Here is a 14,365-nt window from a genome sequence, read left to right on the forward strand (position 1 = left end):
TCTTCTGAGTCAGGAATTCTGTTCAGATGTATAGGCTTGCCCTGTGGCGCGTACTGGGCGGCCGAAGGCCGAGTTGATCCTGTCCAGCGAGGAACGGACTGCGCTCGAGGGGTGGGTGCGGCGCCGTTCCACGCCGCAGGCGTGGGCTCTTCGCTGCCGCATCATCCTGGCCTGCGCGGAGGGCGCTTCGAACAAGGATGTCGCGGCCCGGCTCGGCTCGACGCCGCATGCGGTGGGCCGGTGGCGGGCGAGGTTCGTCGAGCACCGGATCGCCGGCCTGGGCGACATGCCCCGCCCGGGCGGCCCTCGGACGGTGACCGACGAGCAGGTGGCCGCACTGGTCACCAGGACGCTAGAGGCGGCACCGAAGAACGCGACCCATTGGTCGACGCGGTCGATGGCGAAGGAACTGGGCCTGTCGCAGTCGACCGTGTCGCGGGTCTGGCGGGCGTTCGGCCTGCAGCCGCACCGCTCGGAGTCGTTCAAGCTGTCGACGGATCCGTACTTCGTCGACAAGGTCCACGATGTCGTCGGCCTCTATCTGGACCCGCCCGAGCGGGCCCTGGTCTTCTGCGTGGACGAGAAGTCGCAGATCCAGGCCCTGGACCGTTCTCAGCCGGTGCTGCCGATGATGCCCGGAGTGCCGCAACGCGTCACGCACGACTATGTCCGGGCCGGCACGACCACCCTGTTCGCCGCTCTGGAGGTCGCCACCGGCAAGGTCATCGGCTCCCTGCACCGGCGCCACCGGGCCGAGGAGTTCAAGAAGTTCCTCATCAAGCTCGACAAGGAAGTTCCGGACGGCCTCGCCGTCCACCTGGTGCTGGACAACTACGCCACTCACAAGACACCGGCGATCAAGACCTGGCTACTGGCCCACCCTCGGTTCCACCTGCACTTCACGCCGACCGGGTCGTCCTGGCTCAACCTGGTGGAGCGATGGTTTGCCGAGCTGACGAACAAGCGGATACGGCGAGGCGTCCACAAGACCGTCCAAGCCCTGGAGCAGGACATCCGGACCTGGATCGCCGCTTGGAACACCGACCCCAGGCCCTACGTCTGGACCAAGACCGCGAACGAGATCCTCGAACGCCTCGCCTCATATCTGAACAGAATTCCTGACTCAGAAGACTAGGGCCTGTTGCGAAAGTGCTGGCAGTGGCCGTTGTGGTTGAGTAGTTCGAGGTGAAGGAGGACCATGACTACTTGGGGTGGCGCCTCGGCTGCCGTTAGCTATGGCGAGGTTCGGCAGTACTGCTCGGCCTCGACTCAGGCTCTCGAGGACGCAGGCTTGTCGCCCGCAGAGCAATGGGACGAGTCCGGCGGGACAGCCTTCTACTGGCCGAAGGGTGATCCTGCGCTCGCCCATGGGCCCTGGGCGAACGGAATCGTCGTGTTCTGGGGGACCAGAGGCGCACGTCGCGGCTGGGGCTGCGCCTCCCTCGATGCGGCTGGCAACCCCGTGCTTGAGGCCGCAACCTGGCTCCCCGTTGCCCCCTCCGTTGCCCCCAATCTGCTGGCCGAACATCTTCGGCATCTGTTCGTTGAAGGTGTTGCGACGCCTGAGCCCGAGCGTTGATGGAGCGACTGCGGTGTCCGGCCACAGCCTTTCGTTGAGGACTACGACCAGCACAGTCGCTTCGTAGCGGACGGCAAGCTTGTCGTACCTAGTGGCGACAGCGCGGTGGTGCTTGAGCCGGTTGATGCCGCACTCGACCGCGTGGCGCTGTTTGTAGTCGGTCTTGTCGAACTTCGGCGGCCGGCCGCCGAGGGAGCCAAGCTTGCGCCGGTTGCGGACCCGGTCCGCCGGAACCGGGATTGTCGCCTTGATAGCGCGTCTGCGCAGGTAGGCGCGGTTTTTTCGGGAGTCGTATGCCTTATCAGCTCGGACTCGGTTCGGGCGTTTACGTGGTCTGCCGAGCCCCAGCCGGGGAACTCGGATCGCTTCCAGGACCGGTTCGAACTGCGGGGAGTCACCTCGCTGGCCGGCTGTGATCACCACGGACAGCGGCTTCTGTCCCTGCTCGACCGCAAGATGGATTTTGCTGGTCAGGCCGCCGCGCGATCGTCCGAGCCCATGGTCGGCCGGCTCGGAGAAGATCCCGCCGGGGGGCTCCTTCTGGAGGTCCCCTTTTTCGCTGCCCAGCGGCGTGCTGGTGGGCCCGGCAGACCGTCGAGTCGACGTTGACGTCCCAGGTGATCAAGCCTTTCGCGTCCGCCTCGGCCTGGAGCCGGGTGACGATCTGGGCCCAGGTGCCGTCCCGCTGCCAGCGCCGGAACAGGTCGTAGACCCGATCCCACGGACCATAGCGTTCGGGCACGTCCCGCCACGGAGCACCGGTCCGCGTCCGCCACCGTATGCCGTCTATCAGCTGCCGCCGCGTCCACACGTGTGGCCGACCCGGCTTGATGCCCCGCGGCAACAACGGTTCAAGCCGGGCACACTGGCCGTTCGTCAGATCCCCACGTACCACGACAGGTGATCATCAAAGAACAAGATCCACTTTCGCAACAGGCCCTAGTTCGGCGATCACATCGGCCGACAGCCCCGTGACCCTCCGGTCGCTGATGATCGCTGCACGAGACCCGTTCCTCACCACACGAACATGATCAGCGATCACGACCCAGCGTCGCACCGCTAACCACGCACGAGCTCGTTAGCGTTCGACCTGGGAGTGCGGCGTCAAGCAGCACAGATGCAATACCTACTTTGCGGTGCTGCAATGGAAGTTGGTGGATTTCTCTCCCCCACTGAAGTTTCCCCCAAGGCCACTTCAGAAGAATGGAGGAGTCGTGAAGAAGTGGAAGCGTCAACTTGTAGCGATCAGTGCTGCAGGGGTGATGGCGGGAGCGGGATTGACATTTTCCATTCCGGTCGCCTCCGCCGTTCCGCCGGACACTCCTTCGGTGAGTGTCACACCCTCCAGCAACAGCGTCACGGTTCACTGGAATCAAGTCGACAACGCCGATGGCTACCAGGTCAGTGATGGCTTGACAACACGCTTCGTAGGTTCAGATCAGAGCGCCTACACCTGGGGCGGGCTTACGCAAGGCGCATATAAGTGCTTCCAAGTGCGGGCAATAAACGGGGAAGGTGAAACAGGATCCTGGTCAGCCTACAAGTGCACTACAACCACGGGCAGTTCGTCCTCCTCTCATGATGCCTATGTCAGGCAAGTTCGACACGGGCTCGCCGAGATAGTTCCGCCTCTTTCGACACGAGAAAAGAACGTAATCAGGAACGGCCTTCTCTGCATCCAAGATGTACTGGTCCGGCATGTGCTCCCTGCGAAGAGTGTCTATTGCGGCTCCTATGTCGTTGGAGTAGTCAGTTTGGGAATTTCTCCCCCCACAGCTGAATAAGATCGCCCCGTCTGCGGTTGCTGTCCACGTTGGTCGCCGCCAGCAGGGCGCTACTTGCTGGTCACTTGTCCCTGGCGTCCGAGCTGAGAGTCCGGGGCCGAGTCGCCTGTCACCGCGACGGTGTCGCCTCCCTCGACGACGCCGAGCAGGCGGCGGTCCTCGTCGACCACTGGTACCGCCGAGATGTCGTGATCCGCGAAGAGACGCGCGATCTCCTTGAACGAGGTGGCGGGAGCGGCGGTGACCACGTCGTGCGTCATCACCTCGAAGACGGTGCGGTGCTGCATGACGCCTCTCCTTCGCCAGGCGGGCGATCTCCGTGGGTCCACCCTCATACGCGGAACCTTCCGGCAGGAGTGCCGAGCGGTCCTCTTCCGGGACCGTTGGCCCCTATGGGAGCGGCCGTGTCGCCCGCAGGGTGGAGGGAACAGCCGCAGGCCGCGCACACGACGTGTTCCGCGGCCGTGCCGGGAGGAGTAAGGACCATGACCGGGACCGGGACCGGAACACGACACCCGGACGAGGACCGTGCCGGGCTGTGAGCCCGCGTCGGCGACCGGCTGATCGTCGGCTGAGTCACCGTCGGGGACGAGGGGCGCGACGGCGAGATCATCGGTCTGCACCACGTGGACGGCACCCCGCCCTTCGACGTTCGTTGGTTCGTTGGTCGGACATGGGGCGGGTCACGCTGGTCTTCCCGGGCCCGGACGTGCGTGTCCAGCACTTCCCGGACCCTGGCGGGAAGACGGCTACGCCGCGGCCGTGAACTCCGCCGAGACGTCCACCACCTCGGACGCCGCACGGGCCAGACGTACCGCCAGGTCCGCGGGCACGGACTCCGGCAGCCGCCCCGTGAGCGTCACCGCGCCGTCCACGACGCGGACGATCTCCCGCACGGGGCGTCGAGCTTCACCGAGACCACGGCGTGGGTCATCACGTCGTCGACGGTGGGCAGATGCTTCATGACGGCCTCCGAGGGGCAGGTACTCGCGGCGTTCCAGCCCGGCCGCGCGGCGCCGCGAATCTGCGCCGGTCGGTGCGGCCCCGCAAGGGCCGAGCGGGGGCCGTTCGGGCCCGGCCGGCCCTGGTGCGGGCCGTGTGGGCGTGGTTCGCTGAGAGTGAGGAAGGACCTGCGTGAGGACGCGGAGCAGCGGCGTCAGGCCGTGCACCGCGCAATCGGGATCCGCGAGAAGCGGATGGGTCCTTCCTCCGTCGTCCGGCCGCCCAGGCACCTCGTGTTCCTTCCCCCGCGGGCGCTGACCGGGACTGACGGGCCGAGGCCGGGACCGACCGGCCCTATCGGCCCCCGCGTTCCGGTGCGAGCGTGGCAGTGATCCCCCTCGTACGCGAAAGGCGGTGGGGACGATGGATTCGCCCGTGGTAGGCCCCGTGGTGGTGGGCGTCGACGGTTCCGACGCCGGTCTCACGGCGCTGGACTGGGCCGTCGGCGAAGCGGTACGGCACGGATGGGCGCTGCGCATCGTGCACGCCTCGCTGTGGGAACACTACGAAGGGGTCGTGCCGGCCTGGTCCACGGACCGGCCCTCCGGCCAGGTCCTCGCGGAGAACATCATCGGCACGGCCGAGGAACGGGCCCGGCGACGCGCTCCCGCTCTCACCCTCACCGCGGACGTCCTCGCCGAGGACGCGACCAGTGCGCTGCTCAGGGAGGGGCAGGAAGCCGTGCTCCTGGTGGTCGGGGCGCGTGGACGGGGAGAGCTGGCCGACCTTCTGCTCGGATCCGTCGGCCTCGTCGTGGCCGCCCGGGCCCCCGGCCCGGTCGTCGTGATCCGTGGGGACACGTACGCGCTGGAGGCGCGCCACCGGCGGGTCCTGCTGGGTGTCGGCGACCGTGACGTGGATTCCCCGGCCGTACGGTTCGCCTTCCGCGAGGCGGCGGTCCGGGACGCGGAACTCGACGTCGTCCGCACCTGGCGACGGCCGGCGCACGGACCGGCGGACCACCTGCTGATGAGGCGCGCCGGTGGCGCGTACTTCGCGGATGAGTCGTCCGAGCTGCTCGACAAGGCCCTTGGGATCGCGGCGTCCGAGCATCCCCAGGTGCGTCTGCACAGGAGCTCGGTCGAGGGACCGGCCCACAAGGTGCTGCCCGAGCGCTCGGCCGCCGCCGACCTGCTGGTCGTCGGGGCGCGACGCCGGGACGGGCTGGTCGGCCTGGAGCTGGGCAGGGTCGTCCACAGGGCCCTGCACCACGCCTCGTGCCCGGTCGCCGTCGTCCCGCAGCACCACCCCGTCATCTCGGAGGGAGACCAGTGATGAACCCCGCCGCCCGGCACCACATGAGCGACCTCGGCCGTCGGGTCGAGGCCCAGCGCACCCACCTCGGCCTGTCCCGCGAGGAGGTGGCCGCGCGGACCGGATCCACACCGGGCTACATCGGCCTCCTGGAAGAACAACTCCCCATCCCTGGTGTCGAGTTCCTGGTCCGCCTCGCGAACGCGCTGGAGACGACCGTCCAGGACCTGACGGGGTACACCGCGGACGTCGCTCCTGGAACGGGGCGGGCAGGCCGGCACGCCCGGATGGACGACATCGAGGAGCCGGAATGCTGGGCGCTGCTCGGCGGCCGCGGTGTCGGTCGCGTCGCCGTCATGGCGGACGACGAGCCGGAGCTCTTCCCCGTCAACTACCAGGTCGTCGGCAGGGAAGTGATGTTCATGACGGCGGAGGACTCGTCGCTCGCGAAGGCGGCGGCCGCCGGTGTGACGATCGCCTTCGAGGAGGATCAGGTGGACGAGGCCTTCAGCCAGGGCTGGAGCGTCCTTCTCGTCGGGCCTGCGCGCACGGTGTCGGATCCGGCCACGGCCCGGGCGCTCAGAGACGCCGCTTACTCGAAGCCGTGGGCCGGCGGCGAGCGGGACACCGTCGTCGTGCTCACCCCGCACCGGGTGACAGGGCGGCGGATCCGGGTGCGGGGCGCTCCCGGCACGGAACCCGGGGCGGGGCACTGATCAGCGGAAGCCGCGCCGACTCTCCCGCAGTGGGCGCCCTGGGCTCGACGGCCCGGATCGGGTCCGGGCTCGACGGCGGCCGGCGCGGGTGCGGGCGTACGAGACGGGGACCTCCGGCGCGGTCGGCCACTCGTCCACGTACACCAGGCGGACCGGCACCTCACGCAGGACCGCTTCCCTCACCGCCCAGCGTGCGGCGGCGACGTTTTCCTCCGAGCCGTCGAGACCGACGGTGACCTGGGCTGTCATGACCTGCCTCCTCGGCCGGGTGAGCCGCGTCCGAAAGCCGGATCGCGTACGGACTCCAGAACATCAGGCTGTGCCCGTCGGCCCGTCAGACGGAGGGGCCGGGCAGGTCTCGATCAGGGCCGAACGGCCCATCCCAGGAGGACCACCACGGTGCCAGCGTGGAATTGCCCTTCCGGCCCAGTGCCTGGGAGGCGTACTCCGCGGGAGGAATCATGACCAGCGAGATCCTCACCCGACCGGACCTCGGCGACGTCATCGTGGGGGTCGACGGCTCCCCCTCCGCGCGCACGGCCGCGCTCTGGGCTGCCGTCGAGGCGGACCGCCGGGGTCGTTCCCTGTGGCTCGTCCACGCCGCCGACACCGACCGGCGCGCCTACTGGACCGACGCCGAGACGATCCAGGCGGTACGTGAAGCAGCGCGCGACCTGCTGGTCGGCACCGCGACCGCGGTCCATGAGCGTTTTCCGGATCTCGTGGTCACCAGGCGGCTCCTCCGCCAGGAGCCGGTCGCCGGGCTCCAGGAGGCCGCCGGCGACCGGGGGACGATCGTCGTGGGCAGCAGGGGCCTCGGCGGCTTCTCCGCCCTCATGCTCGGCTCCGTCGGCCTGGGCGTCGCGGCGCGTGCCGAGGTGCCCGTGATCGTCGTACGCGGGGGAGACGAGCGACCCGAGACGGGCTCGGTGACGGCGGCCGTGCACGACGCCGCGGACCTGGACTGGCTCCTGCTGGCCGCCGCCGAGGCCGAGGCCCGCAAGGCGGCCCTGCGCATCGTGAGCGTGTGGAACGTGCTGGCCCATGTCGGCAGTGTCGCGAGCATGCTCGACGACCTCGACGGGATCGCCCGTCAGCGCGTGCACGAGGTGAAGGCCCTCGCCGACCGGGTCCGCGAGGTCCACCCCGGGCTGATCGTCGGGCACCACGTGGAGACCGGCACGAGTACCCCGGGCATCCTGATCGAGGCGAGCGGCCGCACCGACCTGCTCGTGATGGGCCGCGGCCGCCGCCCGCTCGGCGTCGGGCCGTCCCTGGGCCGCGTCGCCCACGCGCTCATCCACCACTCCCGCTGCCCGGTGGAGGTCATCCCCTCCGCCTTCGTCACGGAGGCCGGGCAGTCGTGAGCGACGTCCTGGCCGGCATCGACCCCCGCGAACTGTCCGTCCCGGCCCTCGTCTGGGCCGCCGACGAAGCCGCCCGCAGAAGTGCGAGGCTGCGCATGGTCGTCGCCGTTCCCTCTGTCCACGACCGGTTCTGGTACGCCGCCGTCGCCCACCAGGGCTCCCTGCGCAGCCGAGCGGAGTCGGCGCTCGTCAACGCCGAGGACCTCGTACGGGAGCTGCACGACGGGCTGTGGACCGCGACGGAGCTCGTCGACGGCGCCCCCGCGACCGTGCTGTGCGACAGGACACCCGATGCGGCACTCGCCGTGGTCGGCTCCCGCCGCCTGGGCAGGGCCGCCGAGGTCCTCAGCGAGGGCTCGGTGGCCGTCCCCCTGGCGGCACGCGCCGACTGCCCCGTCGCCGTGATCCGTACACCGGAGCACACGTCCGTCCACCCGCCGCTGATCGTCGTCGGCGTGGACGGCAGCAGGGACTGCAGGGCCGCCGTCGCCTTCGCCGCGGCGGAGGCGAGCCTGCGCGAGGCACGACTCGTGGCGGCCTGGGTGTGGCCCCGTGCCCCGCTGTCCCATGGAGACGGGGCCGAAGGCCTGGCGGACCGCCGCCGACTGCTCGCCGAGTCGGTGGCCGGCTTCGCGGACCGCTACCCGGACGTCGACGTGGAACAGGTGATCCTGCGTGGACACCCCGTCGAGGAACTCACCCACGCCTCCCGCGAGGCCCTCGCGGTCGTCGTCGGACGCAGGGGCCGCGGGGGCTACTCCGGCATGCGGCTGGGCTCCACGGTCCACGGACTGCTGCACCATGCCGCCTGCCCCGTGATCACTGTCCCGCTCCCCGGGACGGGAGTGGCGGACGGTACCGCTTCCGGGCCGACCGGCCCCGGTCCCGCACGGACCGACCGGCCCCGACGGGCTGACCCCCTCGGCACTGGGGTTCCCCGCCCCCGGGCGGCACGGTGGGAGGACAGGAACGACCCTGGACAGCGGTCCGGATCTCCCGGAGAGGTGAGAACGATGCAGCGGATCCGGATCAGCCGCCGCCCTCAGGGGCCCCGCCAACCCCGCCCCCTCGACCTGCGGACGCCTTCCGGCCGCCCGCTTCCGTACTGAGCGCGGCCGGGCAGCTTCGCCGCGATCGAGCGGCAGACAGCCAAGGCGGAGCCGCCCCTCGTCAGCACCTCGGAAGAACGGAGTGATCATGCCCCGCAAGACACGACGCCGTCTCGCCCGTGACTCGGAGCCGAGTTCCCGTGGCGGGCGGTGGGCGGCGACGGACGAGCTGCCGCCGCAGCGGCCCGGGACCGTCTCGCGTTCCGTGGCGACGAACGGGCGCCCTTGGCGTCCGGTGCACACGATCCAGGTGTCCGCGGCTTTCCTCTGAGGAGCAGAACGATGACCGGAGACAAGGTGGAACGCAGGCACAGCCGCTTCCCCGACTTCAACGACTGGTTCAACCGAGAATTCCCGGGGCTGCCCGGATGGCGCCCCGGTACCGCGGCCCACTCCATCCCCGTGGAGGTGACCAGCGCCGGAAACGCGTACGTGCTCCGGGCAGAACTGCCCGGCATGGACCCCGAGGACATCGCGATCACCGTCGACGACGACCTCATCACGGTGAGCGCCGAGCACAGCGAGAGCACGGAGGACAAGGAACACTCGGAGTTCCGCTACGGATCGTTCCGCAGGACGGTACGACTCCCGGTGACGATCCCGGACGACGTCGACGCCTCGTACCAGGACGGCATCCTCACCATCCGGATCCCGATGCCCGAGGAGAAGGCCGAGACCCGACGGACCATCCCCGTGCGGCGAGCCGACGACACCGGAGGGGGACGGAAGTCATGAACGCCAAGCGCGTCCTGGTCGCCTACGGCAGCAAGCACGGCGCGACCGCGGGCATCGCCGACGAGATCGGCAAGACGCTCCGGGCCGACGGCATCGACGTGGTCGTCCTGGGCGGTGCCCTCTACGCCGGACGCTGGAACGGCAAGGCGCGTCGGTGCGCCCGGCTCAACGCCGACCAGCTCCGCCGTCGACCCGTCTGGTTCTTCAGCAGCGGCCCGGTCGACAGCTCCGCCGAGCAACACGACATTCCGCCGACGCCCGGCGTCGCCCGTCGCATGAAGAAGATCGGTGCGCGGGAGCACGTCACGTTCGGCGGCGCCGTGACCGCCGAGACGCCCGGGCGCATCGCCCGGTCCATGGTCCACCATGGCAAGGGCGGAGACTTCCGCGATCCGGCGCGGATCCAGGCGTGGGCGCATCACATCGGAAGCGAGCTCGGTACCGCACGCTGAGCGCACGGCTGAGACGTCCGGCGGGCGTCCCGTCCCGGAGGTGATCCATGTTGCACCAGGAGCCGATAGGCCACGAGCCCACCGTGTCCGGGCGCGGGTCCGCCAGGCGTGCCGCTCTGGTCCTCGTCCTGGCGATCACCTTGATCTGCGGTGCCGTTGCCGCCGGGATCCTGTGGCGCACCGGGGCCAGGGCCGACCGAGAAATCGCCGCACACCGCCACCAGGTGCAGGCGACCACCACCGCGCGGTCCGAGGATCCGCCGGCCGCCGTCCGGCCGGGCGCGGAGGCGCAGTCCGTCGCACCGGCCGTCTGGGAGTACCCGGACCACATCAGCAGGTCCGGACCCGTCCACGTCCCGCCCAGGACACCTCAGGGCCGCGCCGTCACCATCTGGGTGGACGACAGCGGCGCTCCGGCGCGTCCGCCGGGCACCACCGCGGACCTCGCGCTGAGTGCCATCGCGGGCGGAACGGCTGTGGCGGGCGCCGCGGGGGCGACGGCGGCGGGCGCACTCGCCCTCGTCCGGCGGAGCACCGAAGGCCGACGCCTCGCGGCCTGGGAGCGGGAGTGGGAACAGGTGGAGCCCGTCTGGTCCGGCCGGCTCCGGCGGGGCAGCGGCCCGGGGACCGGCGATGAGTGATCGTGACCGCGGCGGGCGATGAGCGATGGCACCCGCGGTAGAGCGGCGGCCGGATGAAGTCCGGCTCAGGGCGCGCTCTTCCCTCGCGTCTCCGCTCTCGGCGGCGCCGTCAGCGGAGGTCCGCCCCCGACTCCTCGCCGCCCTGGTCGAGCCGGAACGGCGGATAGGCGTCGGTCATGAGGCTCGCGTAGGCGGCGACCCTCAGGACCCAGCGGTTCAGGCCGATGATCAGGGCGAACAGGTCACGGGAATACCGTTCCGTGAAGGCCAGGGCGAAGCCCGCGATGAGGGCGAGCAGGGTGATCAGACCGCCGCCCCACCAGCCGGCGCGCATGCCTCTGGCGAAGAAGGCGATCACCAGGTAGTGGGGGATGACGAGGATCCACTTGATCAGCCACAGCCAGCGGGACAGCTTGCCGTCCAGTTCGGCCGTCACCACCACCGGCGGATAGGGCGCGCGGTGTGTCCATGATCGTCACTTCCCTGGCAGGTCGTCTTCCTCGTACCGCAGCCGGTCGACGACCCCCACGACGCCGTCGACGCTGTCGCAGAGCATGAGCAGCACATGCCCGAAGCTGCGGCGCCGTACCGTTCCGCTGAGGGTGACCCGTCCGTCCACGACCTCCACGGTGATCGCCGACGGGCGCAGCCTCAGCGTGCGGGTGATCACGTCCTCGACGATCTCCTCCTGGATCGCCCGGTCCCTGCGCAGGTAGAGCTGGACGAGGTCGCTGCGGCTGAGGACGCCCACGAGCCGCCCGTCGTCGTCGACGACGGGAAGGCGCTTGACCTTGGCCCGATCCATCACGCGGGCCGCCCGCACCACGCTCCAGTCCGGGCGGGCGACGACGGCGGGGCTCGTCATGAGCGTGCCCGCTGTGCCGGGACGCGTGCCGGTGGCACGGTGACGTACCAGGTCCGCCTCGGAGACGTCGGTCATCGCCCCGACATGGCTATTCCGCGTCGACGGTGAGCCCGCACCGTACGTCCACCACACCTTCGACAGCGCCGGCCAGACGGGCTGCGACGGGGATGAGCTCGCTGTCGCGGACCGTGCCGGACAGGGTCACGACGCCGGCGTCGACCCGGACGTCGACCCCGCGCTGCGAGAGCGGGAAGAGACGCTCCACGACATCGCGGCGGACCTCGGCGGCGAGGTCGTCGTCCGGGCGCAGGAAGACCTTGAGCAGGTCGGAGCGGCTCACGATGCCCTGGATCGCGCCGTGCCTGTCGACGACCGGTAGCCGCTTGACGCGGTGGGTGGCCATGAGGCGGGCGGCCTGCGGCAGGGACGCGTCGGAGGCGACGGTGACGGCGGGCGAGGTCATCAGGTTCTCGGCCCGGCTGGAGCCGGCTTTGGCCGTCGCCTCGGGTCGTCGCATCTGTTCGATGAGGCCGAGGCGGTGTTCATGGAACTCTTCCTTGAGGAGCAGGTCCGCTTCGGAGACCACGCCGACGACACGGCCCTCGCCCTCGACCACGGGGACGGCGGTCACCTTCCAGCGCTGCATCGTGGTGACGATCTCCTTGAAGTCGGCGCCGGGCAGGACTGCGACGACCTTTTTGGTCATCACGTCGGCGACGGTGAACGGCCGGCTGGTCATGGCTCTCTCCTCACCGGGCGGATGCCAGGGGTTCCGCTCCTACGGGCGGCATGACCTCGTCGATGAGACGGCTGCGGGCCGAAAGGAGCCGACGCGCCATCGTCGCGGCGACACACGCGAACACCGCCTCACCGACGGACAGGTCCTCCGCGCAGAGCTCCCTCACGGCCTGGGCATCGAACTCGAGGGCGCGGGCCTCCGTGACCGCCGTGGCGCCGAGGTGCCGGTGGTAGGGCGGCATGATCCAGGAACAGCCGAGAAGGGCGCCGCCCACGAGCGTGTCCACGACGGCGTCGCGGTGCCCCGGGACATGCGTGTCGAGATCGCCCCTGCCGGTTTCGATGATCCAGAACCGGTCGGCGCGCTGCCGCTCGTGGAAGATGCGCGTCCCGGCGGCGAAGTGGACCGGGCGGGAGTGCTCCAGGAGCCGGTCACGTGCCTCGGGGGAGAGCTCGTTCAGCAGCGTCCGCGTGGTGGTCATGATGTCCTCCAGCCCTTCCCTCACAGACTCGCCCTGGGCGGGTGGTGCCGGGGAGGGCCGCGCAGGTCATACCCGGGGCCCGAAGGGCCCGGGTCAGCGGACCAGGACGGCCTCGCCGGAGCGGGGGACGACGGCCGTCCAGCCCAGCTCGTGGTCGACGCGGTCACGCAGCGCCTCCGACGCGGCCGGTTCGCCGTGCACGAGGTAGGTGGTGTGTGGGGGCGGGGCGCCGCGGAGCCAGTCGAGGATCTGTCCGGCGTCGGCGTGGGCCGAGAAGTGCGGTACGTCGGCGATCTCGGCGCGTACGGGGACGTACTCGCCGAACATCTTCAGCACCCGTGCCCCGTCCACCAGGTCCCGCGCCCGGGTGCCGGCGGCGGCGAAGCCGACGATCACCACGGCGTTGCGGGGGTCGGGCAGCAGCCGGTGCAGGTGGTGGAGGACCCGGCCACCGGTGGCCATGCCGGCCGAGGAGACGATGACGGCGGGGCCGTGCGCGCTGTTGATGTCGATGGATTCCTGGACCGTGCGGGCGGCGAGGAACGGCGCCGGGCTCAGGGCGGCCTCGCCCCGGGCCAGGATCTCCGGCCGCAGTTCGGCGGACCGTTCGCGTACGGCGTCCTGGTACACGTCCAGCGCGGCCAGCGCCATCGGGCTGTCCACGTACACCGGTACCGACCGGGACAGCACGCCCGTCTGGCGCAGGCGGGTCAGCTCGTGCAGGACGACCTCGGTGCGGTCGATCGCGAAGGCGGGGATGACGATAGTGCCGTTCCGGGCGAGGGTCCGGCCGATGACGGAGGCGAACTCCGAGCGTCCGGACTCCTCGTCGTGACGGCGATCGCCGTACGTCGACTCCATGAGCAGGACGTCGGCGCCCGAGAACGGCTCAGGTGGCAGCAGCAGCGGGTGTCCGGGGCGCCCCAGGTCGCCGGAGACGGCCAGGGTATGGCCGTCCTCCAGCGTCAGGTGGGCCCAGGCCGAGCCGAGGATGTGCCCGCCGTGGTGGAGCGTGAGCCGGGTGCCGGCCATGATCTCCACATCGGTGCCGACCGGAACCGGGTCGAAGAAGGACACCGTCTTGTCGACGTCCGTGTCGTCGTAGAGGGGCTTGGCCGGGCGGTGCTTGGACCAGCCGTGCTCGTCGGCGTGCCGGGCGGCCTCCATCTGGAGCCGTGCGCTGTCGCGCAGCACGATGCCGGTGAGCCGGGCCGTGTGGGAGCTGGTGAGGATCGGGCCCCGGTAGCCCTGCCGGACCAGGCGGGGCAGATAGCCGCAGTGGTCCAGGTGGGCGTGGGTGACGACCACGGCGTGGATGTCGGCGGCGTCACGGGCCAGACGCTCCCAGTTGCGGTGCCGCAGGTGGGCGAAACCCTGGAAGAGACCGCAGTCGACGAGGATCCGTGCGCGGTCGCTCTCGACCAGGAACTTGCTGCCCGTGACCGTTCCCACGCCACCCAGGAACGTGAGCAGAGCAGGTCGTGGCGTGACGAGGGGCGCGGCGCCGGGAGCAGGGGCGGTGCGCGGGGCTGCCTCGGACATGGTCGGCCCTCTTTCGGAAGGTGGTGCGCCTCTCCACCGTCGCACCGGACCGCACGGCCCGCAGGGCCCGACCGGTCCCTTCCTTGGGGCCGATCGGCA

15 protein-coding genes and 2 pseudogenes are annotated in these 14,365 nt (G+C 70.4%); 8 read left to right on the forward strand and 9 right to left on the reverse strand.

Going from position 1 to position 14,365, the window contains the following annotated elements:
* Window positions 1-43: 43 nt before the first annotated feature.
* The gene (locus SVTN_RS00005) at window positions 44-1,135 is read left to right on the forward strand and encodes an IS630 family transposase (protein WP_041127257.1); all 1,092 of its coding nucleotides are present in this window, start codon (window positions 44-46) and stop codon (window positions 1,133-1,135) included.
* A 465-nt stretch (window positions 1,136-1,600) separates the two neighbouring features.
* Here the strand turns inward: SVTN_RS00005 and SVTN_RS41560 are convergent.
* The 3 genes and pseudogenes from SVTN_RS41560 to SVTN_RS44080 all read right to left on the reverse strand — a co-directional run.
* Window positions 1,601-2,474: pseudogene (locus tag SVTN_RS41560) on the reverse strand (IS5 family transposase); the annotation flags it as partial.
* 939 nt (window positions 2,475-3,413) lie between these two features.
* Window positions 3,414-3,650, reverse strand: coding sequence for a CBS domain-containing protein (locus SVTN_RS45185; RefSeq protein WP_041127258.1), 237 nt, complete (start codon window positions 3,648-3,650; stop codon window positions 3,414-3,416).
* A gap of 462 nt (window positions 3,651-4,112) precedes the next feature.
* Window positions 4,113-4,259: a BON domain-containing protein gene (locus SVTN_RS44080; RefSeq protein WP_159026391.1), complete on the reverse strand. Its 147-nt coding sequence runs from the start codon at window positions 4,257-4,259 to the stop codon at window positions 4,113-4,115.
* Window positions 4,260-4,728: 469 nt separating this feature from the next.
* Here SVTN_RS44080 and SVTN_RS00015 point away from each other — a divergent pair, with 469 nt between their 5' ends.
* Window positions 4,729-5,640 (forward strand): universal stress protein, encoded by a 912-nt coding sequence (locus SVTN_RS00015; RefSeq protein WP_041127259.1) that lies wholly within the window; start codon window positions 4,729-4,731, stop codon window positions 5,638-5,640.
* Window positions 5,640-6,335: a helix-turn-helix domain-containing protein gene (locus SVTN_RS00020; RefSeq protein WP_041127260.1), complete on the forward strand. Its 696-nt coding sequence runs from the start codon at window positions 5,640-5,642 to the stop codon at window positions 6,333-6,335. The genes SVTN_RS00015 and SVTN_RS00020 overlap by 1 nt, the downstream gene beginning before the upstream one ends.
* Here SVTN_RS00020 and SVTN_RS46080 read toward each other — a convergent pair whose 3' ends face one another.
* Window positions 6,336-6,584, reverse strand: coding sequence for a universal stress protein (locus tag SVTN_RS46080; protein WP_041127261.1), 249 nt, complete (start codon window positions 6,582-6,584; stop codon window positions 6,336-6,338).
* Between the two features lie 212 nt (window positions 6,585-6,796).
* Between SVTN_RS46080 and SVTN_RS00030 the strand changes: the two genes are divergently transcribed.
* The 5 genes from SVTN_RS00030 (at window position 6,797) to SVTN_RS40800 (ending at window position 10,639) form a co-directional block, all read left to right on the forward strand.
* Window positions 6,797-7,702 (forward strand): universal stress protein, encoded by a 906-nt coding sequence (locus tag SVTN_RS00030; protein ID WP_052498795.1) that lies wholly within the window; start codon window positions 6,797-6,799, stop codon window positions 7,700-7,702.
* Window positions 7,699-8,811, forward strand: coding sequence for a universal stress protein (locus tag SVTN_RS00035; RefSeq protein WP_063782226.1), 1,113 nt, complete (start codon window positions 7,699-7,701; stop codon window positions 8,809-8,811). Before SVTN_RS00030 ends, SVTN_RS00035 begins: the two co-directional genes overlap by 4 nt.
* 282 nt (window positions 8,812-9,093) lie before the next feature.
* Window positions 9,094-9,546: an Hsp20/alpha crystallin family protein gene (locus SVTN_RS00040; RefSeq protein WP_041127262.1), complete on the forward strand. Its 453-nt coding sequence runs from the start codon at window positions 9,094-9,096 to the stop codon at window positions 9,544-9,546.
* Complete coding sequence (locus SVTN_RS00045; protein ID WP_041127263.1) at window positions 9,543-9,998, forward strand: flavodoxin domain-containing protein; 456 nt, start codon at window positions 9,543-9,545, stop codon at window positions 9,996-9,998. Before SVTN_RS00040 ends, SVTN_RS00045 begins: the two co-directional genes overlap by 4 nt.
* 47 nt (window positions 9,999-10,045) lie before the next feature.
* On the forward strand, window positions 10,046-10,639 hold the full coding sequence (locus tag SVTN_RS40800) for an Rv1733c family protein (RefSeq protein WP_052498796.1): 594 nt from the start codon (window positions 10,046-10,048) through the stop codon (window positions 10,637-10,639).
* A gap of 109 nt (window positions 10,640-10,748) precedes the next feature.
* On the opposite strand, the gene SVTN_RS00055 is transcribed toward SVTN_RS40800, so the two are convergent.
* The 5 genes and pseudogenes from SVTN_RS00055 to SVTN_RS00075 form a co-directional block, all read right to left on the reverse strand.
* Window positions 10,749-11,078, reverse strand: coding sequence for a DUF4389 domain-containing protein (locus SVTN_RS00055; RefSeq protein ID WP_174518216.1), 330 nt, complete (start codon window positions 11,076-11,078; stop codon window positions 10,749-10,751).
* Between the two features lie 36 nt (window positions 11,079-11,114).
* Window positions 11,115-11,570, reverse strand: a pseudogene (locus SVTN_RS00060) (CBS domain-containing protein); the annotation flags it as partial.
* Window positions 11,571-11,592: 22 nt separating this feature from the next.
* On the reverse strand, window positions 11,593-12,243 hold the full coding sequence (locus SVTN_RS00065) for a CBS domain-containing protein (protein WP_041127264.1): 651 nt from the start codon (window positions 12,241-12,243) through the stop codon (window positions 11,593-11,595).
* A gap of 10 nt (window positions 12,244-12,253) precedes the next feature.
* A complete protein-coding gene (locus SVTN_RS00070; RefSeq protein WP_041127265.1) occupies window positions 12,254-12,724 on the reverse strand; it encodes a Crp/Fnr family transcriptional regulator in 471 nt (156 codons plus the stop codon).
* 93 nt (window positions 12,725-12,817) lie between these two features.
* Window positions 12,818-14,266 carry an MBL fold metallo-hydrolase RNA specificity domain-containing protein gene (locus SVTN_RS00075; RefSeq protein ID WP_078908102.1) on the reverse strand — a complete coding sequence of 483 codons (1,449 nt, stop codon included), beginning with the start codon at window positions 14,264-14,266 and terminating at the stop codon, window positions 12,818-12,820.
* Window positions 14,267-14,365 lie beyond the last annotated feature (99 nt).

Origin of the sequence: Streptomyces vietnamensis, from assembly GCF_000830005.1 — a bacterium.
Lineage (GTDB): Bacteria > Actinomycetota > Actinomycetes > Streptomycetales > Streptomycetaceae > Streptomyces > Streptomyces vietnamensis.

Coding starts and splice junctions, on each gene's coding strand:
- SVTN_RS00020 (WP_041127260.1), top strand. CDS start 5,640: ATGAACCCCGCCGCCCGGCACCACATGAGCGACCTCGGCCGTCGGGTC.
- SVTN_RS00030 (WP_052498795.1), top strand. CDS start 6,797: ATGACCAGCGAGATCCTCACCCGACCGGACCTCGGCGACGTCATCGTG.
- SVTN_RS00070 (WP_041127265.1), bottom strand. CDS start 12,724: ATGACCACCACGCGGACGCTGCTGAACGAGCTCTCCCCCGAGGCACGT.
- SVTN_RS40800 (WP_052498796.1), top strand. CDS start 10,046: ATGTTGCACCAGGAGCCGATAGGCCACGAGCCCACCGTGTCCGGGCGC.
- SVTN_RS00040 (WP_041127262.1), top strand. CDS start 9,094: ATGACCGGAGACAAGGTGGAACGCAGGCACAGCCGCTTCCCCGACTTC.
- SVTN_RS45185 (WP_041127258.1), bottom strand. CDS start 3,650: ATGCAGCACCGCACCGTCTTCGAGGTGATGACGCACGACGTGGTCACC.
- SVTN_RS46080 (WP_041127261.1), bottom strand. CDS start 6,584: ATGACAGCCCAGGTCACCGTCGGTCTCGACGGCTCGGAGGAAAACGTC.
- SVTN_RS00045 (WP_041127263.1), top strand. CDS start 9,543: ATGAACGCCAAGCGCGTCCTGGTCGCCTACGGCAGCAAGCACGGCGCG.
- SVTN_RS00065 (WP_041127264.1), bottom strand. CDS start 12,243: ATGACCAGCCGGCCGTTCACCGTCGCCGACGTGATGACCAAAAAGGTC.
- SVTN_RS00075 (WP_078908102.1), bottom strand. CDS start 14,266: ATGTCCGAGGCAGCCCCGCGCACCGCCCCTGCTCCCGGCGCCGCGCCC.
- SVTN_RS00015 (WP_041127259.1), top strand. CDS start 4,729: ATGGATTCGCCCGTGGTAGGCCCCGTGGTGGTGGGCGTCGACGGTTCC.